The sequence below is a fragment of the Thiothrix nivea DSM 5205 genome, from assembly GCF_000260135.1.
Taxonomy (GTDB): domain Bacteria; phylum Pseudomonadota; class Gammaproteobacteria; order Thiotrichales; family Thiotrichaceae; genus Thiothrix; species Thiothrix nivea.
This window is the reverse complement of the sequence record NZ_JH651384.1, coordinates 4,091,490-4,116,730: the sequence shown is the minus strand read 5'-3', so window position 1 is coordinate 4,116,730 and position 25,241 is coordinate 4,091,490. Positions and strand designations below refer to the sequence as shown.

Sequence of the window (25,241 nt, the reverse complement as noted above, 5' to 3'; positions counted from 1 at the left end):
ATCAACTTCCCCATCCTTCATCATGCCGACTTACTACTCTAAGGATCTCCGTGAACGTGTTGTTGCTGCCTATGACAAGAGCAAACATAAATCCCACGTTTGTGGGACGTTTTCCATAGCCCGCAGCACCCTGGACAAATGGTTGGCCCTGAGGGAAGAAACCGGCAGCCTCCAACCCCGGACACATCCCCGCCCTGGGCACAGCCATAAGGTGAAAGACGTTGAAGCTTTTCGGCAATGGGTGGAGAGCGAAACCCCGTTTGAACGCATCGAGGATTTGCTGCCACGCTTTGAAGCGCATTATGGCAAGGCCATTTCTTATCGTGGCCTGCATAAATGGCTGCAACGGATCGGTTGGAGCCATAAAAAAAACGTTCTTTCTACCAGCAAGCCAAACCGCTAGACCGCTGGGTTTTCCTGTGGCTACTTGGGCATCTGGAGAAAAAATACGGTCAGGATCATATCCTGTTTGCGGACGAGGCAGGATTCTACAGCACCGAACGCTATGAGTGGGGCTGGGCAAAAAAAGGGGAGCCTTGTGACATCCCCCGCCCTGGAGGCCGGGGACATAAACGCAACTGGATCAGCGCTATCCGCGCCTCTGATCAAAGCTGGCAAATGCCGTGGGTAGTGACCGGCAACATTAACCGGATGATTGTTGAACAATGGTTGGAAGCCTTGGGAAAATCGTTGCAGCAAGGTCAGGAAAAGCCCAAACCTTATGTGCTTGTCTGGGACAATGCGAGCTTCCATTTAGGCGGTGACCTGGAGGCGATTGCCATGAAATACCAGATTCGTATCATTCAGTTACCCGCTTATTCGCCTGATCTCAACCCCATCGAGCAATGCTGGGCAACCTTGAAACATTATGCGCGTCTGGCCATGGGAAAAGGTAGCACCCTGGACGACGCGATTGATTACGCATTCAACAGACAAAGTGTAGCCGACTAAAATGAAAAGACTATAATCCATCAGCCTGTGCCCATGGCAATATGCTGTCGGGGCGTCTTATTGATATGGTCACAGGAACCGTCTTGTCCGGGGTCACTATCCAGATTGATGGAAAGTCAGTGCAAACTGATGCGCAAGGGCGCTATGTGCTTGGCGATCTCGCCTGTGGAGTGCATGAAGTTTATGTCAGCGTCAATGGTTTTGATACTTACAAACGCAGTGTAGACATTAGCTCCGGCGGCTGGTTGGACATTCGCCTGACGAATGAAAAAACAACCAACGGCCTTGTTTCAGAATCAGCCATATACGGTGATCCGGTCAACACGGCAACCGGTAACTATGTTTACCAGCATAGGGATCTGGATATACCCGGTATTGGTTTATCTTTTCAGTTTGACCGCACCTACAATTCGCGGGATGCTGGTAACGGGCCGCTGGGATATGGCTGGTCACATAATTTCAATACCCACTTGAGAGCTGAGAATGGCAATGTGACCATCACCTGGGGAGATGGCCATACCGAAACCTGGGTCAGTGATGGGCAGGGTGGGTTTAGTAACCAGTATGGCGTATTTGATACATTGATTGGGGATGGCGGCGTCTATACCCTGCGCAAGAAAAACCGCATGGCCTACCAGTTTGACGTAACGGGCAACCTGGTTTCAATTACCGATAAAAACGGCAATTCACAAACGCTGACCTATACCAGCGGCAAGCTGACGCAAATTACTGATACAGCCGGACGTAGCTTTACCCTGGCTTACGACCTGTCAAACCGACTCGTACAAATTACTGATCCTATTGACCGAACAGTGGGCTATACCTACGATGCCAATGGCGATTTGGTGACCGTTACTGATCCGAACAAAAACCAGACGCACTATACCTACGATGCCAACCATCAAATGCTGACGATTGTTGGCCCCAGGGGAAATACTGTTGTTAACAATACCTATGACGCCGACAAACGTGTCGTCACTTACCAGACCGACGCCAAAGGCGGCGCTACCACCTATGATTATCAGGAGCTTGATAGGATCACCACGATAACCGATGCCTTGGGAAATATCACCCTACACCAGCATGATGACTTGCTGCGGTTAATCAAAGAGGTTGATCCTAATGGGGGAGTTTCATTGTATGAATATGACGCCCTCGGAAATCGCATCAGGGTGACCGATAAAAACGGCAATGTCACACAATACGATTACGATATTCGGGGTAATGTCACCAAAAAGATTGATGCATTGGGGAATGTGACGATCATTACCTATGACGGTCAGGACAATCCATTATCGAGAACCGATGCCTTGGAAAATACGACAACGTTTTCCTATGATCAATACCTTCGCCAAACCGGTGGTAAGTTCATAGGTTAAAAAGAGAGCAGTCATTGTTACCATGGGCAATCACAACAAAGTCCAAAGAATAACAACAACTGCTCATGAACGAACTTACCATGCTTCTTGGCTGCCTGTCTTGCCTACTGGATAGCAGCACCCTGCGCCAACTGACTGCCATCAGTGAGGCATTGCTCACGATGACAGGGCGTGTCACCTTGTTGGGGATCAGCCGCTGGACAGGCAAAGGTGGCAGCTACCGGACTATCCAGCGCTTTTTCGTGAAGCCCCTGCCGTGGGGCAAGCTGAACTGGACGTTGGCCAAGACATCGGTGAAAGCATCAACCGGAGCCATCCTGATAGCAGGTGATGCTACCACCGTCACCAAATCCGGGAAGGAGACCTTTGGCCTGGGGCGCTTTTTCTCTTCCATTTACTCCCGCGCGGTTCCCGGCATTGCGTTCCAGACACTATCGTTGGTGGATACCGCAACGCGGAAGTCCTGGCCCATCCTGATGGAGCAAATCCAGCCCCCTCCCAAACCGGAAACACCAGCCCAACCCAAGGCAGCCAAAACCCACCGGCGCAGGGGACGGCCCAAAGGCTCGAAAAACCGTAACAGCCGTGATGTCCAGCCCAATGCAGAAATGCTCCAGGTGCAGACGATGCTGAAAACACTGCTTGGGCTGGTCGGGGATACCGTGCAACCGGCTTACTTCGTCTACGATGGCGCGTTTGGCAACCATGCCGCCGTACAGATGACGAGGCAAACCGGCTTGCACCTTATTTCCAAGCTGCGCAGCAACGCTGCGCTGCACTTCCAATGGGAAGGCGCTTATTCCGGCAAGGGGCGGCGGCGCACCTATGGGGAGCGGGTGGATTATGACAACCTGCCCCCCTCCCACCTGAAGTCTGAACAAACCCATCACGACATCCGCACCCGTACCTACCCGTTCAAGGCCATCCACAAGAAATTTGCCGACCCTTTGAATGTGGCCATCATCCACAAGGAAAACCTCAAAACCGGCAAAACGGCCAAGGTCATCTTGTTCAGCACTGATCTGGAACTGGAAGCAGATGACCTGGTGGATTACTACCGCCTGAGATTCCAGATCGAGTTCAACTTCCGCGACGCCAAACAACACTGGGGGCTGGAAGATTTCATGGTGACACGCCAACAGGCGGTCTTCAATTCCGCCAATTTGTCCCTGTTCATGGTCAATGTCTCCCAGACATTATTGGCAGTCTCGGATGAGGCGGGCATCCTTGACCTGAAGGCACGCTACCACGGCATCTGCTACGCCCGCGAGGCATTTAAAATACTTCCTGAAACCGCCAAAGTGATTAATTTTGAGGACTGGATCAGGAAGGTTCCCATCCTGGGGCGGGTTCATGAACGTAAAATGGCGGCTTAGTGGCGAAGGTATTGATGATGAAAAGGGAAACCTGTTGCGGCAGATTGACCCACTCGGAAATGAGACAAGCATTACCTATACCGCCAGCGGCCTGCCTCTCACTACCACAGATCCGCGAGGCAATACCACAACCAATATCTATGATCCTGAAGGCAATCTTCAACAGGTTACGGATGCCCTCAACAATAAAACCACCTACACCTACGATGGCGTGGGTCGCAGGTTGACCCAGCAAGATGCACTGGATCACATCACGGCGTATGAATACGACGCCAATAACAATCTGGTAAAAAGCACCAATGCCCTGGAGGGCATCACCAGACATGCCTATGACGGGAACAACAACCGCATCAGTACGGAAGACCCCTCGGGTCATTTAACCCTGTTTGCCTATGATGAAAAAGACCTGAAAACCAGTACAGCCAATGCACTGGGGCAGATTACCAGCTACACCTATGACGCTTTGGGGCGACGTGTCTCGGTTACGGACGCTAAAGGGCATGTGACGCAATTCGCTTATGACGGCGCAGGCAACCTGCTTGAGACAAGCGATGCACTGGGGCACAAAACAGCCTATACCTACGACCTGAATGGTAACCGCCTGACCAGCACCGATGCCAACGGCCATCAGCAACAAATCCGCTACGATGCCTTGAACCGTGTCGTAGGCACGACTGATGCGCTAGGTTATACAACCTCGACGGAGTACGATGCTGTCGGTAATAAAGTCAGTCAGACTGACAGAAACAACCATACGACTGCTTTTGTTTATGACGCGAACAATCGGCTGATCCAGACCACTGATGCAGCAGGGGGAATGGTTCGCTATGCCTATGATGAGAATGGCAACCAGATCTCCGTAACTGATCCGCTCAATTTAACCGCTACGGCAAGCTACGACGCCAATAACCAAAAAATCAGCACGACCGACCCATTGGGAAATACTTCAACGACAAGCTACGATGCAGTGGGTAGGGTCAACTCGACCACGGATGCCAAGGGGCGGGTAACCAGTTTTGAATACGATGCCTTAAATCGTTTGCTCAAAGTCACTGATGCTGCTGGCGGTATTGTCACTTATAGCTATGATGCGAACGGTAATCGTACCGCGATGGTTGACCCCAATAGCCATACAACCAACTATGAATATGACGCACTGAACCGAAAAACCAAAACTACCGAACATCTGGGGCATGTAACTTCGCTGGCCTATGATGCCGTGGGTAATATCACGCAGAAAACCGACGCCAAAGGTCAGGTGATCCAGTACGGTTACGATGATACCGATCGGCTCATTACAAAAACCTATCCAGGTTCCAAGACGGTAAGCTTTGGCTATGATGATGTGGGCAACCTGACCCAGATGGTTGATAGCCTGGGTACAACGACCCATGCCTACGATGCGAATAACCGCCGGACTTCAACCCATGACCCATTCGGAAACGAGGTCAGCTATGGCTATGATGGCAACGGTAACCGCATTACTTTGGGCTATCCGGGGGGCAAAGTTGTTAGCTACGGGTATGACAAGCTGAATCAGTTAGCCGCAGTTACGGACTGGTTAAACCATAAAACGCAATATTCCTACGATGTTACAGGAAGGTTAACGGGTATAAATAACGCTAACGGTACGACAACTTCTTACAACTACGATAATGCTAACCGCTTGACTGGGCTTGCCAACAAGAAAGCGGATGGAACTGTTATCAATGGTTATTCCTACACATTGGATGAAGTGGGGAATCACACCCAAGAAGACAGGAATGAACCGCTGCCGCCTGAATTTACACCCGAAACCGTTAAAGACACTGTTGATGAAGAAAACCGCCTGACCAAGAGTAACGCGGTTGCTAACAGCTTTGACGCCAATGGCAACATGACAGGCAAAGGGAATGACACCTACCGCTATGATGTGGAAAACAGGCTGGTTCAAAGCAATATTGATGGCGTCGTGACTGCTTATCAATATGATGGGTTTGGTAACAGGTATAGCCGGACGCAAGGTTCCACAACAAGATATTTGCTTGATACCAATACACAATTGACCAATGTCCTGGCTGAGATGAATCAGGCAGGTGATGTACTCGTTTACAACATCTACGGGCACGGATTGATTGGCCAGATCAAGCCAGATAATTCCATGTCCACCTTCCACTATGATTCGCGCGGCAGCACCATTGCCATGACCAATTCCACTGAGTCTGTCACCAGTAGCTATGCCTACGATCCATTTGGCCTTGTTGTCAATTCATCAGGCGATGCAGCTAACGGATTCCGCTATCTTGGTAAATATGGCGTGCAGTATGAAGGCGATGGCCTGAACTACATTCGAGCTCGTTACTATGATAGTGGATTGCAGAGATTCATCAGCAAGGATACATATCTTGGTGAGGATGGTAATACCCAGACTTTGAATCGTTATGTTTATGCTTTGAATAATTCTGTTATTTATATTGATCCAACCGGTCATTTTGCGTGGAATGTATTTGGAGAATCATTAATAGAAAGATCAAAATTAATAGGTGTAAGTACTTTACAAATGACAGCTTCTGTTGGTGAGATTGTCGGAACTCTCTTATCTGTAGGCGCTTCGGGCGTTGCTGCACTGAGAACGCCCACACCTACTAATCTAGCAGGAGCTTCTGTTGCATTTATGGCAGGTTATGAAGGGGTTAATAGTGCATCAAAACAAACCTTGGCATCTCTTAGTAATTTAGGAACAGCTATGTTTGGCAATAATGCTTCCTATGCTTCAGATGTGAGTTTTGCTGATGACTTTGAAGGGAAAGGGATAATTGATCCAATGTATAAGAAATATCCAGTTACAGAAAACATAATTAAGACTGCTGTAGCTGTTAATTATGTCATGGATGTGAAAGATATTGCATCAAATGCTTTTGTGAATGTTAATTTGGGGGCTTACAAATTCCTCCCGGAATGGCAAAAATTTGAATTCATGATGTCGCGCATGAATGTTATCGAAAAAGGCCTGGATATTTCAGAGTGTGTTTACTATAAAGACTGCCCATTAGCTGATGAGTACAAACACTTTTCCGAACAAATTGAATTCTCGCCTAATAATAATGCCAATCATCCTTCAATTCTAGAAATAGAAGAGGTTACTCAACCAGTGAGTAACTTAGGTTATAAAAAAGAATACAAATGAATAGACTGCCTTTGGTTGTGAAATATTTATACGAATACTTCTTGCAAAGTAATTTTATATTTAAAATTATTTGTATTTATATTTTCTTGTCATCATCTGTATTTTCTCAAAGCATTAATTATCAATATGATAGCCTTGAGCGTTTGAGTAAGATAATTTATGAAGGTTATGCAACCATTGAATATGCCTACGATGCATCTGGCAATCGAATCCAAAAAGCAGTGACCTATATCGTTGATAATGGTGTGCCTGTTATTACATCCAATGGTGGTGGTGATACTGCGGCTCTGACGGCTAACGAGAACCAGGTGGTGACTACTACCGTGATCGCCAGCGATGCTGATGGCGACATGCTGAGCTATTCCATCAGTGGCGGGGTGGATGCTGCCCTGTTTACCATCAACAACGAGACCGGCGAACTGGTGTTCGTCGATAAACCGAACTTCGAGCATCCGCTGGATGCCGCAGGCGGTACATCTGCTGACGGCGACAACATCTATGAGGTGGATGTCACGGTGGCTGACGGCAAGGGGGGCGTGGACACCCAGATGCTGGCCATCACGGTAGCCAATAGCAACGATGCGCCGGTGATCACCTCCAATGGCGGCGGTACAACCACGACCGTACATGTGGCTGAGGAACAGACTGCGGTGGCTACGGTAACAGCAACCGATGAGGATAGTGCCGATACCCAGCACTACACCATTACCGGCGGTACGGATGGCCAGTTGTTCAAAATCGATCAGCTTACCGGCGTACTGGGTTTCATCGCCGTGCCGGATTACGAGAACCCGGCGGATACCGATCACAACAACCAGTATGTTGTGGAAGTGACAGTAGATGATGGCAAAGGTGGTTACGACGTGCAGACCCTGACGGTGATCGTGGATAACACCAACGACGCACCGGTGATCACCTCCAATGGCGGCGGCAATAGCGTGCACCTGAGCCTTCCCGAGAACCGCACGGCGGTAACCACAGTAGCAGCAGCCGATGAGGATGCGGATGCCCTGACATTCAGTATTGCGGGTGGGGAAGATGCCCACCGGTTCACCATCGACCCGGTCTCCGGTGATTTGAGTTTCATTACCGCACCGGATAGGGAGAACCCGACCGACGCCAATGGCGACAACACCTATCTGCTCACCGTGATGGTGAAAGATGGTAACGGCGGCAGCGATACCCAGATGCTGGAGATCGAGGTCAGTAATGCCAATGAAGCACCGGAGATTACCTCCAACGGTGCGGATGCAACTGCCGAACTGAGCATGGAGGAGGGCATCCTGCCAGTCACCACAGTAACTGGCACTGACCCGGATAACGATACCCTGACTTATAGCATCAGCGGCGGTGCTGACAGCGGCCTGTTCAGCATCGGCCCGGCTACCGGTGTACTGAGCTTTACCACCGCGCCGGACTTCGGGAAGCCGACCGACAGCAACAAGGATAACGTTTATGAAGTGGAAGTCGCAGTCACTGATGGCAGCGGCCAGCAGGATACCCAGACGCTGAGCATTACCATTACCGGTGGACACAAAGTAGTGCTGAATGTACGCGCTTTCCTGCAAGGGGCTTACAACAGCGGTACTGGCCTGATGGCGGATAAACTGCGCAGTCTGGGCATCCTGCCGGTTAACCAACCGTATGCGCCGGTGCCGACCAGTTACGCGGGTACGGAAACCCTCAACCTGGATCTGGCGCTGGTGGAAGGTGACAATGCCATCGTCGACTGGATGCTGGTGGATTTGCGCGATGCGACTAACCCAAAAACCACCCTTAAGACAAAGGCGGTCATGGTGCAGCGTGACGGTGATTTGGTGGATGCCCAGACCGGCAGCACTGACCTGACATTTGCCGACACCGTGGCGGGCAATTACTACGTTAGTGTACGTCATCGCAACCATTTGGGCGTAATGACCGCGACGGCACTACCGCTGGGTGGCCTAGCTTCCATGGTGGATTTTACCCAAACGGCTACCCCGACTTACGGTAGTCATGCACGCTTCGAGGCGGGCGGCACAGCCTTGCTGTGGGCTGGTGATGCAAACCAGACTCAGCAGATCATTGCCCAAGGCCAGTTTAACGACATTAGCCTGATCCTCGGCAATGTGTTGATCAAGGATGGCAAGAACCTTGATGCCAGCTCCAACTACCGCCTGAGAGGCTATGAGGCCACCGACATCAACATGGATGGCATTACCCTGTATGCCGGGCCGGGCAACGATGTCAATCTGCTGCTGGGCAATGTGCTGCTCCATCCAGCTAATACCAGCTTCGCCGCTAACTTTATTCTGCACGGGACGTTACCAAAATAGAAGCAAGCTACCACGCGGCCTGATCAAGCAACAGGCCGCTAAGCAACCGCGCTTTGTTCCCGTACATTGTCCGCCACGCGGACTGCTATAATGTTTCCATTCTTTTGGTAACGGACAAGACGCCATGCGCTTTCTCGACGTAAAAACCGATTTCGCCTTCAAAAAAGTATTCGGCAGTGAGCAGAGCAAGCATATCCTGATCAGCTTCCTCAACGCTTTGCTGGATTATCAGGGCGGGGACACCATCACTGACCTGACTATCATTGATCCGTACCAAGCGCCTAAAATCCTTGGTATGAAAGACACTTATGTGGATGTCAAGGCAGTGTGTGCCAACGGTAACACCGTCATTATCGAGATGCAGGTGCTGAACGTGGAAGGTTTTGAAAAGCGAGTCCTCTACAACGCCGCCAAAGCCTATTCCGCCCAACTCGGCAAGGGTGAAAAGTACCACCTGCTCAACCCGGTCATCGCCCTGACCCTGACCGACTTCGTGATGTTCCCCGACCAGCCGGAGGTGTTCAGCCACTACCGTTTATTGGAAAAGCAGACGCTGGCGCAATACAGTGGTGATCTGGAACTGGTGTTTATCGAACTGCCCAAGTTCACCAAGGAACTGCCGGAGCTTGCCACGATTAGTGACAAGTGGGTGTATTTCGTCAAGAACGCGGGCAGCCTGGATTATGTGCCGGACACACTTCAAGCCGACCCTTGTATTGTCGACGCCTTCGGTATCGCCAACCAGGCGGGACTGACTGAGGAAGAACTGGAAGCACAGGAACGGCGTTTCGATTTCCTGCGGGTGCAACGGGCATTTCAGGATCAGTTGAAAGACGCAGTGGAACAACGTCTGCTTACGGAAGAAAAGTTGCTGAAAAAGGAATTGGAATACCGACAAATACTGGAAAAACAACGGGAAGCGGAAAAAAAGCAGGAAGCAGCAGAAGCGCGTGCCGCCGAAGCTGAACATATTAAAGCCGTAAACATTGCCCGTAACCTGTTGGACATTCTGGATGATGCAACGATTGCCCAGAAAACCGGATTGACAGTCGAGGAAGTCAGCGCGTTGCGTTGACCTGCCGCGCGACCAACTGATCGTGATCGCGGGTTTATCGGACTCCGGCAAGGCGACATGTTCGCCGCCACGCAAGAGGCACGTTCACGCGGCTACCTGCCGGGGCGGTTCTCCTTCAACGTCAAGGGCGGGCGCTGCGAAGCCTGCTCCGGCGACGGCGTGATCAAGGTCGAGATGCACTTCCTGCCCGACGTGTACGTCACCTGCGAAGTGTGCGAAGGCAAGCGCTACAACCGCGAAACCCTCGACATCCGCTACAAGGGCAAAAACATCAGCGAAGTGCTGGACATGACGGTGGAAGACGCCACCGGGTTCTTCGCCGCCGTGCCCGCCATCCACCACAAGCTGCAAACCCTGATGGACGTGGGGCTGTCGTACATCACCCTGGGGCAGAACGCCACCACCCTGTCCGGCGGCGAAGCGCAGCGCGTCAAGCTGGCGAAGGAACTCTCCAAGCGCGGCACCGGCAAGACCCTCTACATCCTCGACGAACCGACTACCGGGCTGCATTTCCACGACGTTGACCAGTTGCTGCAAGTACTGCACCGCCTGCGCGACGACGGCAACACCGTGGTGGTGATTGAGCACAACCTCGATGTGATCAAGACCGCGGACTGGGTGGTAGATCTGGGGCCGGAGGGGGGAAGCCGTGGGGGGAATATTATTGCGGTGGGGACGCCGGAAGAGGTGGCAGGGGCGGAAGGGTCGTTTACCGGGGAGTTTCTCCGGCGGATGTTATGATAGAGTAGCGGAAACTATTGTGATTCAACTGGCTGCACGGGGTGGCAATATGGAAGCACGCAAACTGGCAACCGTGGATGATTTCCTGCTGGCTGCGTCGGCGGATGAACGTATTGAGTTAATCAACGGGGAAATCGTCAAGCGCCCGATGGCGCGGTTTAACCATGCGTTAGCCCAATCAGGATTGTCGGATGAAATTGCCCCTTTCAAGCGGCGCAAGGGCAGTGGCGGTTGGTGGATCGTGACGGAAATTAGCGTGCGTTATAATCAGCATCATTGCCCTACACATGATTTGGCGGGCTGGCGTAAAGAGCGTGTCCCGAATCCGCCGGAAGGTGTGGTGGATGTTTTGCCGGACTGGGTATGTGAAATTACTTCTCCGGGGCATGAAAGCAAGGATTTGGTCATACATTTGATGCGCTTGCAAACCTATCAAGTGCCTTATTACTGGATCATTTCACCCGAAAACAAGACCCTGATTGCCTACGAACTGGTGGGTGAGCATTACCGCGTCGCTTTCTCCAGGGAATGTGCGGAGGGCGAAGGTTGCCAGCGCGTATTCATTCCCCCGTTTCAGGAACAGGGGATTGATTTGGGGTATGTATTCGGTGGATGTGAAATTTAGTTTCTGATTCCACGCAGAATATTTCAGGTTGTTCCGTCCTGCTATAATCAGGCCATCTTCCAAACGGACAATGGCAACCATGCGCTTCCTCGATGTAAAAACCGATTTCGCCTTCAAAAAAGTGTTCGGCAGCGAACAGAGCAAGCACATCCTGATCAGCTTCCTCAACGCCTTGCTGGACTACCAGGGCGGCGACACGATCACCGACCTGACCATTATCGACCCGTATCAGGCACCGAAAATCCTCGGCATGAAAGACACTTACGTGGATGTCAAAGCAGTGTGCGCCAACAGCAGCACGGTCATCATCGAGATGCAGGTGCTGAACGTGGAAGGCTTTGAAAAACGTATCCTCTACAACGCCGCCAAAGCCTATTCCGCCCAACTCGGCAAGGGTGAAAAGTACCACCTGCTCAACCCGGTCATCGCCATGACCCTGACCGACTTCGTGATGTTCCCCGACCAGCCGGAGGTGTTCAGCCATTACCGCCTGCTGGAAAAGCAGACGCTGGCGCAATACAGCGGCGATCTGGAACTGGTATTCATCGAACTGCCCAAGTTCACCAAAGAGCTGCCGGAGCTTTCCAACATCAGCGACAAGTGGGTGTATTTCGTCAAAAACGCAGGTAGCCTGGATTATGTACCGGAGACGCTTCAGGCCGACCCTTGTATTGTCGATGCTTTTGACATTGCCAACCAAGCAGGACTGACCGAAGAAGAACTGGAAGCGCAGGAGCGACGTTTTGACTTCCTGCGGGTGCAACGGGCATTTCATGACCAGTTGAAAGACGCAGTGGAGCAGCGCCAGCTTACGGAAGAAAAGTTGCTCGAAAAGGAACTGGAATACCGACAAATGCAGGAAAAACAACGGGAAGCAGAAAAACGTGCCGCCAAGGCTGAAAAAGCCTTGCTAGAAAGCAAAACAGATTTTGCCCGCAGCTTGCTGGATGTTCTGGATGATGCAACCATCGCCCAGAAAACTGGATTGACAGTCGCAGAAATCAGCGCATTGCGTTGACCTGCCGCGCGACAAGCTGATCGTGATCACGGGTTTATCGGGCTCCGGCAAATCCACCCTGATCAACCGCACCCTGTACCCCTACCTCGCCCGCCACCTGCACGACAGCAACGTGGAAGCCGCCCCGGTGCGCGGCATCGAAGGGCTGGAACAGATCGACAAGATCATCGACATCGACCAAAGCCCGATCGGGCGTACCCCGCGTTCCAACCCCGCCACCTACACCGGCGTGTTCACCCCGATCCGCGATATGTTCGCCGCCACGCAGGAAGCACGTTCACGCGGCTACCTGCCCGGAAGATTCTCCTTCAACGTCAAGGGCGGGCGCTGCGAAGCCTGTTCCGGCGACGGCGTGATCAAGGTCGAGATGCACTTCCTGCCCGACGTGTACGTCACCTGCGAAGTGTGCGAAGGCAAGCGCTACAACCGCGAAACCCTCGACATCCGCTACAAGGGCAAAAACATCAGCGAAGTGCTGGACATGACGGTGGAAGACGCCACCGAGTTCTTCGCCGCCGTGCCCGCCATCCACCACAAGCTGCAAACCCTGATAAGACCCTCTACATCCTCGACGAGCCGACCACCGGGCTGCATTTCCACGACGTTGACCAGTTGCTGCAAGTGCTGCACCGACTGCGGGATGGTGGCAATACTGTGGTGGTGATCGAGCACAACCTCGACGTGATCAAGACGGCGGACTGGGTGGTGGATTTGGGGCCGGAGGGAGGTAGTCGCGGGGGGAATATTATTGCGGTGGGGACGCCGGAAGTGGTGGCGCAAGCGGAAGGGTCGTTTACCGGGGAGTTTCTCCGGCGGATGTTGTGATTCTCTTCTTTATTTCACTCCAGAACATCTTATCCAAAATATGAAGAGGTGGAGAACTTCGCACTCAAGGCAAAAACCGCGACCCAATAATGTGGTAAGTTTCCGCACTCAACAGCGTATCCCAGAACGAGCGTGAATCCGGCACGACCGCCCAGGCAAGAATGGTTGCCACCACTAGCACAGTAGACTTCCCACGATTTTTCCAGTCCAGAATTTTCAGAGCCGTGCCGAATGACTTCTTGATCCGGGTATTCATGAAATCCACGCTGTAAAGCTCATCCAACAGCAGATGCAGCACAAACCCCAGAAACACAAATAGCCCAAACAACCAGGACATGAACGGGTGTTCCCCCATCACATGGTAGGCAAACGCGGTGGTCAAGAACATAAACAGCAGAGCCGCCACCAGCGAATGGATGGAGCCACGATGGGTCGTGTATTGGTGAAACACCATCCACACTGGAAAGCGGATAACCGCAAACACCGTCAAGCCAATACCCCACAATTCAACGATCGACAATTCGCTTTTTTTGGCGAACACAAGCAGAAAGGCCGCCAATATCCCGAACAGGGAAAACATGATGCGGCTGGGGTAAGCGTGTTGCAGATCAATATCCGGCAGAATGCCGCCAATCGTGCCCAACAACGCCAGCAATAGCGCCTCACGAGACCCGGCCAGCCCGACTTGCAGGCAGAGGACGGAAAGCAAACCCGCCCCTGCCGCTGCCACGGTAATATGGGTACTGAAATTAGCCATTGTTGTTATCACCATCAGGGCGTATGCAATACACCCCTACGTCGGGTTAGGCGGTCTTGTCCACGATGAACTGTTTGACCGCTTCGGCGTCGGCCTCCATCACCTGGAAGCGCTGCGGCAGGCTCTCCATATCCTCCATGCCCTCAGGCCTTACCGGGTCACGCCCCAGTGCTTCGCGGATGGAATCCTCGAACTTGGCAGGCAAAGCGGTTTCCAGTACCAGCATTGGCACATCGGCTTCACGGTGTTCCAACGCCACCTTCAGCCCATCGGCAGTATGGGTATCAATCATCACGCCATAGGTTTCCCAAGTACTGCGGATGGCCTGCATCCGATTGGCGTGCGAGCTTGCGCCCGACTGGAAACCAAATTCCGGTACTTTGGCAAATAGGCCACCGTCATTCAAATCGAACGCGCCGCCCTTGTCCACCTCGCCCCACAATTCACGTACCTTACCGCCATCACGCCCCACCAGATCGAACACAAAACGCTCGAAGTTGGACGCTTTGGAAATATCCATCGACGGGCTGCTGGTGTGGTAAGTATTGGCCGAACCACGTGGACGGTAAACCCCAGTACGGAAAAACTCATCCAGCACATCGTTTTCGTTGGTCGCCACCACCAGATGTTTGATCGGCAAACCCATCATGCGTGCAATATGCCCGGCGCAAACATTGCCGAAATTGCCGGAAGGCACCGAGAAACTGACCTGCTGGCTGTTATCGCTAGTCGCCGCAAAATAGCCTTTGAAGTAATAGACAATCTGTGCCGCCACCCGCGCCCAGTTGATCGAGTTGACCGCACCGATGTGATTGGCCTTTTTATAAGCATGGTCGTTGGAAACTGCTTTCACAATATCCTGACAGTCATCAAACACGCCATTGACCGCAATATTGAAAATGTTCGAGTCTTGCAGGCTGAACATCTGCGCAGTCTGGAAACGGCTCATCTTGCCATAGGGCGACAGCATGAACACATTCACCCCCTGCTTACCTCGCATGGCGTATTCGGCGGAAGAGCCGGTATCACCGGAGGTTGCGCCGAGAATATTGATACCCTGCCCCGCTTTGGCCAGCACATATTCAAACAGGTTGCCCAGCAGTTGCATCGCCATGTCCTTGAAAGCAATGGTCGGGCCATTGGACAGGCACAGCAGGTGAAAACCCGGCTCCAGCGTATGCAGCGGGGTAATGTCTTCGGCATCCTCACCGGGGCGCACGTTGCAGTAGACTTCCGCCGTGTAGGTCTTGTTGATGATGGTTTCCAGATCATTCGCCGGAATATCAGTAATGAAACGCGACAGCACCGCAAATGCCAGTTCGCGGTAATTCATGCCGCGCATCTGGCCTAGGTCATCAGCACTGAAATGCGGGTAAGTTTCCGGCAGGTACAAACCACCATCCGGCGCAAGGCCACCCAGCAGGATTTCAGTGAAGGATTGCGCGGGCGATTGCCCACGGGTCGAAATATATTTCATTATTTTAGCCCAAACTTTCTACACGGATGCGGGTAACGCTGCTGCAAATGCTATCCAGTGCTTCGATGGCGGCAATCGCTTCGTTCATGTTGCCTTCGCGCACCCGCTGGGTCAGCATGATGATGTCCACCTTGTTTTCACCACCCTGTGGCTCTTTCTGGATGAAGGCTTCGATGCTGATTTGGCGGTCGCCGAGGATACGGGTCACATCCGCCAGCACGCCGGGGCGGTCGAGCGCACACATGCGCAGGTAGAATGCGGTTTCCACTTCCCCAATCGGTAGGATAGCGGTGTCCGCAAGTTGCGAAGGCTGAAAGGCCAGATGCGGAACGCGGTTTTCTGGGTCGGAAGTCAGTGCACGGGTAATGTCCACCAGATCCGCCACCACCGCAGAGGCAGTAGGTTCTGCGCCCGCGCCTGCGCCGTAGTAAAGCGTCGGGCCAACCGCATCGCCTTTTACCAGTACCGCATTCATAACGCCATCCACATTTGCAATCAGGCGACGTTCGGGTATCAGGGTCGGGTGCACACGCTGCTCAATACCCTTTTCTGTGCGACAGGCAACCCCCAAATGTTTGATGCGATAACCAAGCTCGGTGGCGTAGGTGACATCTTCGGCAGTGATTTTGGTAATGCCTTCGGTGTAAGTCTGCTTGAATTGCAGCGGGATGCCAAACGCGATCGACGACAGGATGGTCAGCTTGTGGGCCGCGTCAATCCCTTCCACGTCAAAAGTCGGGTCAGCTTCGGCATAGCCCAGTTGTTGCGCTTCGGCCAGCACGTCGCTGAAGGCACGACCCTTGTCACGCATTTCGGTGAGGATGAAATTGCCAGTGCCGTTGATGATGCCCGCCAGCCATTCGATGCGGTTGGCTGCCAGACCTTCGCGCACTGCCTTAATAACCGGAATACCGCCAGCAACAGCCGCTTCAAATGCCACCATCACACCCTGCTCATGGGCTGCGGCAAAAATCTCATTGCCATGCAGGGCAATCAGCGCCTTGTTGGCCGTGACGACATGCTTGCCATTACGGATAGCCTGTAACACCAGATCGCGCGCAACGGTATACCCACCGATCAGTTCAACCACTATCTGGATGGAGGGGTCGTTGACGACATCGAAGGCATCCTCTGTCAGACGTGCATGACCTAACCCCAGTTCTTCGGCGCGGCTAAGATCCAGATTAGCGGCGTAATCGATCACGATGCCACGGCCAGCGCGGCGGGCGATCTCTTCCGCATTGCGTTTCAAAACAGTTGCAGTACCGCCACCGACGGTTCCCAGCCCCAGCAGGCCAACCTTGACAGGTTCCATGCTTACTCCTTCAATTGAATTGGCAAGACGCTTACGCAGCGCCTTGATCTTTACGGAACATTTGTTTGATATTGCGGATTGCCTGACGGGTGCGATGTTCATTCTCAATCAGGCTGAAACGCACATGGTCATCGCCGTATTCGCCGAAACCGATCCCCGGTGATACGGCAACCTGCGCATCTTTCAGCAGCTTTTTGGCAAACTCCAGCGACCCCAGCGCAGCGTATTGTGCAGGAATTTTTGCCCACACGAACATACTGGCTTTCGGGCGTTCCACCACCCAACCAGCGGCATTGAGGCCATCACACAGGACGTTACGGCGGCTTTCATACATGCAACGGATTTCTTCTACACAGTCCTGCGGGCCATCCAGCGCCTGGATTGCAGCCACCTGGATGGGGGTGAACGTGCCATAATCCAAATAAGACTTGATCCGCTCCAGCGCCTTGACCAGTGTGGTGTTGCCGCACATGAAGCCTACCCGCCAACCCGGCATGTTGTAGGTTTTGGACAGGGAATAGAATTCCACGGCAATATCTTTTGCCCCCGGCACTTGCAGGATGGACGGCGCTTTATAACCATCAAAGCAGATTTCACCGTAGGCAATGTCGTGGATCACCCAGATTTGATGCTCCTTGGCAATCTGGATGACGCGTTCGAAGAATTCCAGATCCACCACCTGACCCGTCGGGTTGCCGGGGAAGTTGAGGATCAGCATCTTCGGCACTGGCCAGGAATTCTTGATAGCCGCTTCCAGCTCCACAAAGAAGTCCTTGCCGGGCACCATGGGTACATGACGGATATCCGCATCGGCAATAATGCTGCCATACGGGTGGATTGGGTAAGCAGGATTGGGAACCAGCACGGTATCACCCCGGCTCATGGTCGCCAGTGCCAGATGCGCCAGACCTTCTTTGGAGCCGATGGTGGCGATGGCTTCGGTTTCCGGGTCAATATCCACGTCGAACTTGCGCTTGTACCAGTTGCTGATTGCCTTGCGCAAACGGGGGATACCGCGCGACATGGAATAGCGATGGGTATCGTTGCGCTGGGCAGTTTCCACCAACTTGTCTACGATATGCTTCGGCGTAGGCTGGTCGGGGTTGCCCATCCCGAAGTCAATGATGTCTTCGCCCTTGGCACGCGCCTCTTTCTTGAGCGCGTCAGTGATTTTGAAAACATAGGTCGGGAGCCGGTTTATCCGTTGAAAATTGTCCTGCACTATTCTGCATCCATCGAAGAATACTACCCATTGACTGGGGCCATTTGTAAGCCAGCCACATTACAATTCACCATGCAGGCTGTCAATTGCAGAAACGGCAAGGAAAAGGAAATGAAATTCAGTGAAGACATGGGCGACGCCCGTTACCGTATTACCGGTTATGGGGATGGATGGATTGCAGTCAATCAGGAAACGCTGCAACACAGCTTTCTGCTTGGCCCGCAAACCTTGATCAGGAACTGGCAGCCACGCCACATGCAGGAACTGGAGGCCCACCATCTGGAGCCTCTATTTGATATTGGTGCAGAAGTTATCATTATTGGCACTGGCATCCAACAGGACTTACCACAGGCCAGTACCTGGAAGGCTTTAGTGCAGAACAGCGTTGGCTTTGAGGTTATGGGTAACGACGCCGCTTGCCGTACCTACAATGTATTGCTCGGTGAAGCACGCCGCGTTGCCGCGGCGTTTCTGCTTCGTTGAACATGGCAAACCGGAAATCAATGTATTCAGGAAATACCCAGCAGGCTTTCACCTGACAAACCCTTGTTCTCCAGGATACGGCGCAGGCGTTTGAGAGCATCCATCTGGATTTGACGTACCCGCTCACGGGTCAACCCCAAGGCTTCACCGACCTGTTCCAAAGTGGCACGCTCATGGCCATGCAGGCCGAAGCGGCGCATGATGACCTCGCGCTGTTTGAACTCAAGCTGCCCCAGCCAGTTATCGACGGACTGGGTAATATCTTCATCTTCCAGCTTGCTGTCAGGCTCGTCGCTGGTTTCCGTGCTGACAAAATCTACCAGCGGGCTGTCACCATCCTTGCCCACAGTCACATCTAGAGAGGTAATACGCTCGTTGAAGTCCAACAGCTTGCGCAACACTTCAATGGGTTTATCCATGGCCTCCGCCACTTCCGGCAGGGATGGCTCATAACCCAGCTTTTGGGTCATTTCACGCACCTTGCGCATGTAGGCGTTCAATTCCTTATTGACATGGATGGGTAGGCGGATAGTACGGGTCTGGTTCATCAGCGCCCGTTCGATATTCTGGCGAATCCACCAAGTGGCATAGGTGGAGAAACGGAAACCGCGTTCCGGGTCAAATTTTTCAACCGCGTGGATCAAGCCGAGATTGCCCTCCTCAATCAGATCTGGCAGCGGCAAGCCACGCCCCATATAACGGCGGGCAATTTTTACGACCAGACGCAAATTGCAGGTAATCATTTTCTTGCGGCCAAACTCATCGCCCTGACGGGCAAGACGGCCATAACGGATTTCTTCTTCAGGAGTCAGCAAAGGGGAAAACTCAATTTCCCGCAGGTACATTTGCGTTGCATCGACCTCACCTGCCGACAATGACGGGGCGATTTCTGAAAAACTTAACGTTTCAGTCTCTGGATCATCGTTTTCATCCATGTCTTCAAGTTCGTCTTCCAATCCATCTGCATCCGGGGGAATAAAAGCGACACCCTTTTTTTCATCTGCGCAGGGTTGTGGTTTATGCATTCCTGGAACTCCTTTTTTACAAAGGTGCAAGCCTTTGACTGTTTTTCAGCAACGAGCAAGAAAACCTACCCACACACCACCTTCACCATGGTCAGGATAATTTCTTCTCACCCCAATCTATGTTGACACTCTAAGAAATGTTTCTGGGGACACATTAGCATAAATCTACAACAACGAGAAGACCTTAACGCAAACTTAACGGAATACTTAAGTTATTGTTTTTTAAGTTACTTATATATAAATAAAATATAGTGATTAAAACTTAATCTGAATCCAACCTGAACAAATTAACGTTAATTTAGATCAAAAAAGAAATTTCAAACCACCAAACAGAACATTAACTCCGTCCGTATTTCTTCTGTAAATCCCGCATGTAGGCTTTGCGCTCTGCTTCTGTCATGCCCGGCCATTTCTGCTTGAGCTTTTTGCGTTCGTCTTCAGGCAACTTTTTCACCCATTCATGCCAGGATTTGATGCGTGCCTTTTGTGCGGGAGGCATTGCCTTGAAACGTGCCAACTGACGGGCCACTTTTTTCTGCTGCGGCGGGGAAAGCTGTTTCCACTCGCCAAACCGCTCCCTGATCCGTGCCCTTTCCGTTGCGGGTATGCTTGCCCAACGGCGCAATGCCTTCTGCTTTTTATCCGGGAAAGATTCCCACTCCTTCTGGAACGCTTTCAATACCGATCGCTCGTTACCGTTGAGGTCTTCCCACTTGACTGAGCCTGCCATTGCACTCCCACCTGTAAACAGCATCGCCATCATGAACAGGGCTGCTTTCAATCCAGACCGGACATTATTGCTGTTGCGTTCCATGCTGCATCTCCATAGTGTTTTCTGCCAGCACATGCAACGGCATATCCATTGCGGCAAATTCGATCAATTCTTTGGCATCTTCCCAGTCGCTGCCGAATTCATCCCACCATGTGAGCATCGCCGTAATATCGTCTGAGTCTTCAGCAGCCGCTACCGGCATTATCCAGATCCATGCAAGCAACAGTGCACAATAACCTGCCAGGATTCCATTCCTCTTCATGACCATCTCCTTGAATCATTTGGCTAGCCGTATTCAGCCTCCAGCCATTCGTACATTTCCAGATTTTCCAGAAAATCCATATCTTCACCGGACATCAGTACCTCCATGGTACTAATATCCAGCTCTGCATCAACCGTTTCTGTCGCGTCTTCACCCGCTGTTAGCATGGAACCCGGCAATGTATTCCTGACATTGGGAAGCACCCAAAGTGCGACTGCCAATGTGACAGCTGATGCCACTGCAAAGCCCCGTGAAAACGACGAAAAGCCAAAGCTACCTGATGACCGACCAGACTGTTCCAGTGCCTGTAAACGCAGATAGGTCAGTTTTGCCTGTGTCTGCCAGTCTAACCCCCTGACTGACTGATCCATTCCCTGCCTGACGGATTCAGCCAGTAAACGCTCCGTAAATTCTTTATTCATACCTGTCATTTTTGATCTCCCAGTTTTTCCCGCAAACTGTGGATAGCCCTTGAATAATGTGTTTTCACACTGCCTTCTGAGCACTTCATGATCGCGGCAGTTTCTGCGATGTCATAACCTTCCCACGCACGCAGCAATAGCGCCTGCTGCTGGCGCAACGGTAACTGCCCTATCGCTACTTGTATGATCGTGCTCATTTCTTCCTGCATCAATTGAGGCTCCGGCTCCAGAAACTGGGTTTGGGCAACCTGTTCTTCAGGCTGGAACTCATCATCATTGTCATCGGCAAAGAAAAACACCCGCCAGCGGTTACGCACTTTCTGGCGGCGATGCCAGTCATTGATGCGGCTATGCAAAATGGTGTGAAACAGGGCCCCCCATTCGCCGCTGGGGTGGCCTGAGTATTTTTGCACCAATTTAAGCATCGCATCCTGCACAATATCCATTGCCTCATCTTCATCGTGAGTCGCCAGACGCGCGGTCACGAACGCCCGCCGCTCAACCTCCCGGAGGAAGTTGCTTAACCGCGCGGTTGTATCCGAACCATTTTCCTTGTGCGAATCCCTTTCCAACCGGTTTTCATGGCCAGTTATCAGCGCCGCAGTTATCATCATGTTCCTTTGAGTGCCCCTTTCCCCCGCATAATACCGGGGACTCTGTTCCCTTAACGTTATAGCCATTTATAAGTTGACAGAGACCGTGTATTTGGCTTTAGTTCACGGAAAACGTGAAAATATTGCCCTGAAAGTTTTTATTGGAGAAAAATTATGCGCTGGAGAACAGGAAGGCAGAGCAGCAATGTGGAAGACCGGCGGGGTAGTGGCGGGGGTCGCCGGGGCGGGTTCCGCATTGGCTTGCTCGGCACTGCCGCCATTGTGCTGATTGGCTGGTACATGGGCGCGAACCCGCTGCAACTGCTGGGCATGGTTGGCGGTGCAAACACTATCCTCGGCAGCCTGGGTGGCTCCAGCCAGCCAACGACGGTATCCAGCACACCCAATGACGATGCCGGGAAGTTTGTATCTGTGGTTCTGGGAACCACAGAAGATGTATGGAACCCGACATTCCAGCAAATGGGCAAACGCTACACGGAACCCAAATTAGTACTGTTCAGGGATAGCACCGAATCGGCTTGCGGCTACTCCAGTGCGGCCACCGGCCCCTTCTACTGCCCTGGCGACCAGAAGGTTTATCTTGACACCGGTTTTTTCCGTGAACTGAGCGGCCTGGGTGCAAACGGGGATTTCGCCCAGGCTTATGTACTGGGGCATGAAGTCGGCCATCATGTACAAAATCTGCTAGGCATTACTGATCAGGTTAGCCGTTTGCAGGCGCGCTCAAGCGAGCGCGACAGCAATGCGCTTTCGGTTGCGCTTGAGTTGCAAGCAGACTGCTATGCCGGTGTATGGGCAAACCATGCGCAAACGCAATTGAACATGCTGGAAAGTGGCGACATTGAAGAAGCGATCACCGCAGCGGCATCCATTGGCGACGACCGCCTGCAACGTATGTCAGGGCGACGCATCAATCCGGACTCATTCACCCACGGTTCCTCAAAACAACGGGCAGAATGGTTCAATCGCGGCCTACAATCAGGCAACCTGAGGGATTGCGATACCTTTAGTGGCTAATTAGTGCAGCAGGTTGCGGGCAAGCCGTTCCACAGCCTGCTCCAGCCTACCAACGTTGGTAGTGTAGGCGAAACGCACATGTGTTTCCGCCCGATGGCTGCCGAAATCCAGCCCTGGCGTAAATACCACGCCGGTTTTATCCAGCATATCCTGGCACAAACGTTGGGCATCATTTCCAAACCGTCCTGACCCAGCATAGATGTAAAACGCCCCTCGCGGCTGGGTGCGAACAGTGAAACCCAACCCGCTTAAGGCTGGCAGCAGGAAATCACGGCGGCATTGCAATTCCTGCCGCTGCCTTTCCATGATGTCCAGTGCCTCTGGGGTGAACGCAGCCAGCGCTGCGTACTGCGCTGGCGTGGGGGCTGCCAGGAAGATGTTTTGCGCCAGACGGTCGAGCGTACCCACCATCTGCTCAGGCACAACTACCCAGCCCAGACGCCAGCCAGTCATGCCAAAATATTTGGAAAAGCTGTTGATTACCCAAATGTCTTCCGAGCCTACCGATAAGGCGGTTTCGCTAGCCTGCCCATAGACAAGCCCCTGATAGATTTCATCAACCAGCAAGATACCGCCTAACTGCTTTACCGTTGCGTGGATAGCTTTCAACGCATCCACACTCAGCAATGTTCCGGTTGGGTTGGCGGGGCTAGCCAATAGCACGGCCTTGGTCGCGTCATTCCAGTACTGCCTGACATGTTCCGGCGTCAGTTGGTAGTTGGTATCAGCGCCAACCGGGATGGTGACAGCCTTGCCTTCAAACATACGTACAAAATGGCGGTTGCAAGGGTATCCAGGGTCGGTCATCAGCACTTCATCCCCCGGGTTAAGCAGGCTTCCCAATACCAATTGCAAAGCCCCCGACGCCCCCGGCGTAACCAAAATCCGTTCCGCTGAAACCTTTACCCCAAAGCGGCTAGCGTAATAACCCGCAATCGCCTCACGCAACTGCGGCAAACCACGTGCAGCGGTGTATTTGGTCTGCCCTGCCTGCAAGGCGCGGATGCCAGCCTCCACGATGGGCGAGGGCGTCGGGAAATCCGGCTCACCCACTTCCAGATGGATAATATCCTGTCCTGCCGCTTCCCGTTGGCGCGCTTCCGCCAGCAGCGCCATGACATGGAAGGGCTGTATGTCCCGCATCCGTTCGGCAGCTATGTTATGCTTCATGCTTTATTCTGATAACAACTTGTCAAGGTCAATAAAAATGAAAAAATGGCTACTGCTCGGCATCGCATTGTACTCTGCCAATCTGGCGGCTTTTCCACGCGCCAACCCGGTTCCGGGTGGTATTGCCCTGGTTCCACTGGCTCCCGCTTCAGGCCAGCCGCCCATTGTACAGTACGCAGGCTCACGGGTAACGGTTATGCCTATTGATAACCAATGGATGGCTTTGGTAGGCATCCCCCTGGATGCGGAAGCCGGAACCCAGAGCCTGCGGCTGCAAAACGGCGCAACCGTCAACTTTCAGGTCAAGGCCAAGCAATACAAAACCCAGCGCATCAACATCAAGGACAAGAACAAGGTAAACCCGGACGATGAATCTTCCCAACGGATTGTGCGCGAACTGGCGATCCAGAAGCAGATCAAAGCCCACTTCACGGAAGGGGCAGCCACGCTGGATTTCATCAAACCAGCACCCGGGCGCGACACCGGGCGTTTTGGCCTACGCCGTGTCATCAATGACCAACCACGCAACCCACATAGCGGCATGGACATCGCCGCTGCCAAAGGCACACCGGTCAAGGTGGCCGCTGCCGGGCGTGTATTGTACACGGGTGACTTTTTCTTCAGTGGCAATGCGGTATACGTTGACCACGGTGCAGGCGTCATCAGCATGTATGCACACTTAAGCGCCATCGACGTAGCGGTAGGTGATGCCGTGCAACAAGGGGAAGTTATCGGCAAAGTAGGCAGCACAGGCAGGGCTACCGGCCCCCACCTACACTGGTCTGTTTATCTGAACGGTGAGGCAGTCGACCCTGCCCTGTTTTTGCCGAACAAAAAATAAGCCGTGAGTTAAGGTTTGATTCAGTGATGCTGGCTTACCATAGTCACAACTTCAGCAAGGAATCGCGAACTTGGGGTTTGTGGTAACGATTCCGTCGTCAGAAGTATCTGAAATACAAAAATAAGCTGTTCCGCCGTTCTGACACTCAATGGCATAAGAGATTCGGAATGACGGCACGCTGAAGTGATTTCTCAAAACTACCCCGCCAACCGGCCATTCATTGGGGAGCTGGTTGGGAGGTGAGGATTGGGAACCGGACTGAAGGCTGCAAACAGGGGGTTTGCCTTCTTCATCCCTACCGAAGTTCATAACTTCGGCGTTCTTGAATCACCTTCACAAAACGCGGGTCTCTCATGGCCCGCTTTTTTTCGCTTACCGCCCATTATATACAGC

At 52.6% G+C, this 25,241-nt stretch carries 22 protein-coding genes and 2 pseudogenes; 14 read left to right on the top strand and 10 right to left on the bottom strand.

Annotated elements, in window-relative coordinates; genetic code table 11:
• Positions 1-22 precede the first annotated feature (22 nt).
• The 11 genes and pseudogenes from THINI_RS26785 to THINI_RS26100 form a co-directional block, all read left to right on the top strand.
• Positions 23-403 (top strand): helix-turn-helix domain-containing protein, encoded by a 381-nt coding sequence (locus THINI_RS26785; RefSeq protein WP_040838909.1) that lies wholly within the window; start codon positions 23-25, stop codon positions 401-403.
• Between the two features lie 14 nt (positions 404-417).
• Positions 418-951 carry an IS630 family transposase gene (locus THINI_RS26780; RefSeq protein ID WP_081485729.1) on the top strand — a complete coding sequence of 178 codons (534 nt, stop codon included), beginning with the start codon at positions 418-420 and terminating at the stop codon, positions 949-951.
• Positions 952-992: 41 nt separating this feature from the next.
• The gene (locus THINI_RS20495; RefSeq protein WP_002710432.1) at positions 993-2,330 is read left to right on the top strand and encodes a DUF6531 domain-containing protein; all 1,338 of its coding nucleotides are present in this window, start codon (positions 993-995) and stop codon (positions 2,328-2,330) included.
• A gap of 65 nt (positions 2,331-2,395) precedes the next feature.
• Complete coding sequence (locus THINI_RS20490) at positions 2,396-3,706, top strand: transposase (RefSeq protein ID WP_002710431.1); 1,311 nt, start codon at positions 2,396-2,398, stop codon at positions 3,704-3,706.
• Entirely contained in the window at positions 3,684-6,872 is a 3,189-nt protein-coding gene (locus tag THINI_RS20485; RefSeq protein WP_002710430.1) for an RHS repeat-associated core domain-containing protein, read from the top strand. The genes THINI_RS20490 and THINI_RS20485 overlap by 23 nt, the downstream gene beginning before the upstream one ends.
• Before the next feature lie 245 nt (positions 6,873-7,117).
• The gene (locus THINI_RS23835) at positions 7,118-9,187 is read left to right on the top strand and encodes a cadherin domain-containing protein (protein ID WP_169314649.1); all 2,070 of its coding nucleotides are present in this window, start codon (positions 7,118-7,120) and stop codon (positions 9,185-9,187) included.
• A 124-nt stretch (positions 9,188-9,311) separates the two neighbouring features.
• Positions 9,312-10,262 (top strand): Rpn family recombination-promoting nuclease/putative transposase, encoded by a 951-nt coding sequence (locus THINI_RS20475; protein ID WP_002710428.1) that lies wholly within the window; start codon positions 9,312-9,314, stop codon positions 10,260-10,262.
• A 60-nt stretch (positions 10,263-10,322) separates the two neighbouring features.
• Positions 10,323-11,003: pseudogene (locus tag THINI_RS20470) on the top strand (ATP-binding cassette domain-containing protein); the annotation flags it as partial.
• A gap of 19 nt (positions 11,004-11,022) precedes the next feature.
• Positions 11,023-11,628 (top strand): Uma2 family endonuclease, encoded by a 606-nt coding sequence (locus THINI_RS20465; protein ID WP_245536661.1) that lies wholly within the window; start codon positions 11,023-11,025, stop codon positions 11,626-11,628.
• Between the two features lie 70 nt (positions 11,629-11,698).
• A complete protein-coding gene (locus THINI_RS24775; RefSeq protein ID WP_245536660.1) occupies positions 11,699-12,646 on the top strand; it encodes an Rpn family recombination-promoting nuclease/putative transposase in 948 nt (315 codons plus the stop codon).
• Positions 12,642-13,471, top strand: a pseudogene (locus tag THINI_RS26100) (excinuclease ABC subunit UvrA); the annotation flags it as partial. The gene THINI_RS24775 and the pseudogene THINI_RS26100, both read left to right, overlap by 5 nt.
• 64 nt (positions 13,472-13,535) lie before the next feature.
• Here the strand turns inward: THINI_RS26100 and THINI_RS20450 are convergent.
• The 4 genes from THINI_RS20450 to alaC are packed head-to-tail and all read right to left on the bottom strand — an operon-like array spanning position 13,536 to position 18,242.
• Positions 13,536-14,228, bottom strand: a complete 693-nt coding sequence (locus THINI_RS20450; protein ID WP_002710425.1) for a metal-dependent hydrolase — start codon at positions 14,226-14,228, stop codon at positions 13,536-13,538.
• Positions 14,229-14,274: 46 nt separating this feature from the next.
• The gene (thrC, locus tag THINI_RS20445) at positions 14,275-15,705 is read right to left on the bottom strand and encodes a threonine synthase (protein ID WP_002710424.1); all 1,431 of its coding nucleotides are present in this window, start codon (positions 15,703-15,705) and stop codon (positions 14,275-14,277) included.
• Positions 15,706-15,709: 4 nt separating this feature from the next.
• Positions 15,710-17,020, bottom strand: a complete 1,311-nt coding sequence (locus THINI_RS20440) for a homoserine dehydrogenase (RefSeq protein ID WP_002710423.1) — start codon at positions 17,018-17,020, stop codon at positions 15,710-15,712.
• Positions 17,021-17,051: 31 nt separating this feature from the next.
• Positions 17,052-18,242 carry an alanine transaminase gene (gene alaC / locus THINI_RS20435; RefSeq protein ID WP_002710422.1) on the bottom strand — a complete coding sequence of 397 codons (1,191 nt, stop codon included), beginning with the start codon at positions 18,240-18,242 and terminating at the stop codon, positions 17,052-17,054.
• Between the two features lie 111 nt (positions 18,243-18,353).
• Here alaC and THINI_RS20430 point away from each other — a divergent pair, with 111 nt between their 5' ends.
• A complete protein-coding gene (locus THINI_RS20430) occupies positions 18,354-18,725 on the top strand; it encodes an Mth938-like domain-containing protein (protein WP_040839640.1) in 372 nt (123 codons plus the stop codon).
• 26 nt (positions 18,726-18,751) lie between these two features.
• Here the strand turns inward: THINI_RS20430 and rpoS are convergent, their stop codons facing one another.
• From rpoS to THINI_RS20405, 5 genes are all read right to left on the bottom strand, one after another.
• Positions 18,752-19,750 (bottom strand): RNA polymerase sigma factor RpoS, encoded by a 999-nt coding sequence (gene rpoS, locus THINI_RS20425; protein WP_002710421.1) that lies wholly within the window; start codon positions 19,748-19,750, stop codon positions 18,752-18,754.
• A gap of 337 nt (positions 19,751-20,087) precedes the next feature.
• The gene (locus THINI_RS20420; RefSeq protein ID WP_002710420.1) at positions 20,088-20,564 is read right to left on the bottom strand and encodes a DUF3106 domain-containing protein; all 477 of its coding nucleotides are present in this window, start codon (positions 20,562-20,564) and stop codon (positions 20,088-20,090) included.
• Positions 20,545-20,784: a hypothetical protein gene (locus THINI_RS20415; protein ID WP_002710419.1), complete on the bottom strand. Its 240-nt coding sequence runs from the start codon at positions 20,782-20,784 to the stop codon at positions 20,545-20,547. Before THINI_RS20415 ends, THINI_RS20420 begins: the two co-directional genes overlap by 20 nt.
• Before the next feature lie 23 nt (positions 20,785-20,807).
• Positions 20,808-21,215: a hypothetical protein gene (locus THINI_RS20410; RefSeq protein WP_002710418.1), complete on the bottom strand. Its 408-nt coding sequence runs from the start codon at positions 21,213-21,215 to the stop codon at positions 20,808-20,810.
• Complete coding sequence (locus tag THINI_RS20405; protein WP_245536659.1) at positions 21,212-21,820, bottom strand: RNA polymerase sigma factor; 609 nt, start codon at positions 21,818-21,820, stop codon at positions 21,212-21,214. Before THINI_RS20405 ends, THINI_RS20410 begins: the two co-directional genes overlap by 4 nt.
• 153 nt (positions 21,821-21,973) lie before the next feature.
• On the opposite strand from THINI_RS20405, the gene ypfJ reads away from it, so the two are divergent.
• Positions 21,974-22,837 carry a KPN_02809 family neutral zinc metallopeptidase gene (gene ypfJ / locus THINI_RS20400; RefSeq protein ID WP_002710416.1) on the top strand — a complete coding sequence of 288 codons (864 nt, stop codon included), beginning with the start codon at positions 21,974-21,976 and terminating at the stop codon, positions 22,835-22,837.
• On the opposite strand, the gene THINI_RS20395 is transcribed toward ypfJ, so the two are convergent.
• Positions 22,838-24,007 carry a pyridoxal phosphate-dependent aminotransferase gene (locus THINI_RS20395; protein WP_002710415.1) on the bottom strand — a complete coding sequence of 390 codons (1,170 nt, stop codon included), beginning with the start codon at positions 24,005-24,007 and terminating at the stop codon, positions 22,838-22,840.
• 37 nt (positions 24,008-24,044) lie between these two features.
• On the opposite strand from THINI_RS20395, the gene THINI_RS20390 reads away from it, so the two are divergent.
• Complete coding sequence (locus tag THINI_RS20390) at positions 24,045-24,848, top strand: peptidoglycan DD-metalloendopeptidase family protein (RefSeq protein ID WP_002710414.1); 804 nt, start codon at positions 24,045-24,047, stop codon at positions 24,846-24,848.
• The last annotated feature ends 393 nt before the right edge of the window (positions 24,849-25,241 follow it).

What these genes read in the sequence shown, in the direction of transcription:
- THINI_RS26785 (WP_040838909.1), top strand. Translation starts at nt 23, where the DNA reads ATGCCGACTTACTACTCTAAGGATCTCCGTGAACGTGTTGTTGCTGCC.
- THINI_RS20495 (WP_002710432.1), top strand. Translation starts at nt 993, where the DNA reads ATGCTGTCGGGGCGTCTTATTGATATGGTCACAGGAACCGTCTTGTCC.
- THINI_RS20490 (WP_002710431.1), top strand. Translation starts at nt 2,396, where the DNA reads ATGAACGAACTTACCATGCTTCTTGGCTGCCTGTCTTGCCTACTGGAT.
- THINI_RS20485 (WP_002710430.1), top strand. Translation starts at nt 3,684, where the DNA reads ATGAACGTAAAATGGCGGCTTAGTGGCGAAGGTATTGATGATGAAAAG.
- THINI_RS20475 (WP_002710428.1), top strand. Translation starts at nt 9,312, where the DNA reads ATGCGCTTTCTCGACGTAAAAACCGATTTCGCCTTCAAAAAAGTATTC.
- THINI_RS24775 (WP_245536660.1), top strand. Translation starts at nt 11,699, where the DNA reads ATGGCAACCATGCGCTTCCTCGATGTAAAAACCGATTTCGCCTTCAAA.
- THINI_RS20450 (WP_002710425.1), bottom strand. Translation starts at nt 14,228, where the DNA reads ATGGCTAATTTCAGTACCCATATTACCGTGGCAGCGGCAGGGGCGGGT.
- thrC (WP_002710424.1), bottom strand. Translation starts at nt 15,705, where the DNA reads ATGAAATATATTTCGACCCGTGGGCAATCGCCCGCGCAATCCTTCACT.
- THINI_RS20440 (WP_002710423.1), bottom strand. Translation starts at nt 17,020, where the DNA reads ATGGAACCTGTCAAGGTTGGCCTGCTGGGGCTGGGAACCGTCGGTGGC.
- THINI_RS20430 (WP_040839640.1), top strand. Translation starts at nt 18,354, where the DNA reads ATGAAATTCAGTGAAGACATGGGCGACGCCCGTTACCGTATTACCGGT.
- rpoS (WP_002710421.1), bottom strand. Translation starts at nt 19,750, where the DNA reads ATGCATAAACCACAACCCTGCGCAGATGAAAAAAAGGGTGTCGCTTTT.
- THINI_RS20420 (WP_002710420.1), bottom strand. Translation starts at nt 20,564, where the DNA reads ATGGAACGCAACAGCAATAATGTCCGGTCTGGATTGAAAGCAGCCCTG.
- THINI_RS20415 (WP_002710419.1), bottom strand. Translation starts at nt 20,784, where the DNA reads ATGAAGAGGAATGGAATCCTGGCAGGTTATTGTGCACTGTTGCTTGCA.
- THINI_RS20410 (WP_002710418.1), bottom strand. Translation starts at nt 21,215, where the DNA reads ATGACAGGTATGAATAAAGAATTTACGGAGCGTTTACTGGCTGAATCC.
- THINI_RS20405 (WP_245536659.1), bottom strand. Translation starts at nt 21,820, where the DNA reads ATGATGATAACTGCGGCGCTGATAACTGGCCATGAAAACCGGTTGGAA.
- ypfJ (WP_002710416.1), top strand. Translation starts at nt 21,974, where the DNA reads ATGCGCTGGAGAACAGGAAGGCAGAGCAGCAATGTGGAAGACCGGCGG.
- THINI_RS20395 (WP_002710415.1), bottom strand. Translation starts at nt 24,007, where the DNA reads ATGAAGCATAACATAGCTGCCGAACGGATGCGGGACATACAGCCCTTC.
- THINI_RS20390 (WP_002710414.1), top strand. Translation starts at nt 24,045, where the DNA reads ATGAAAAAATGGCTACTGCTCGGCATCGCATTGTACTCTGCCAATCTG.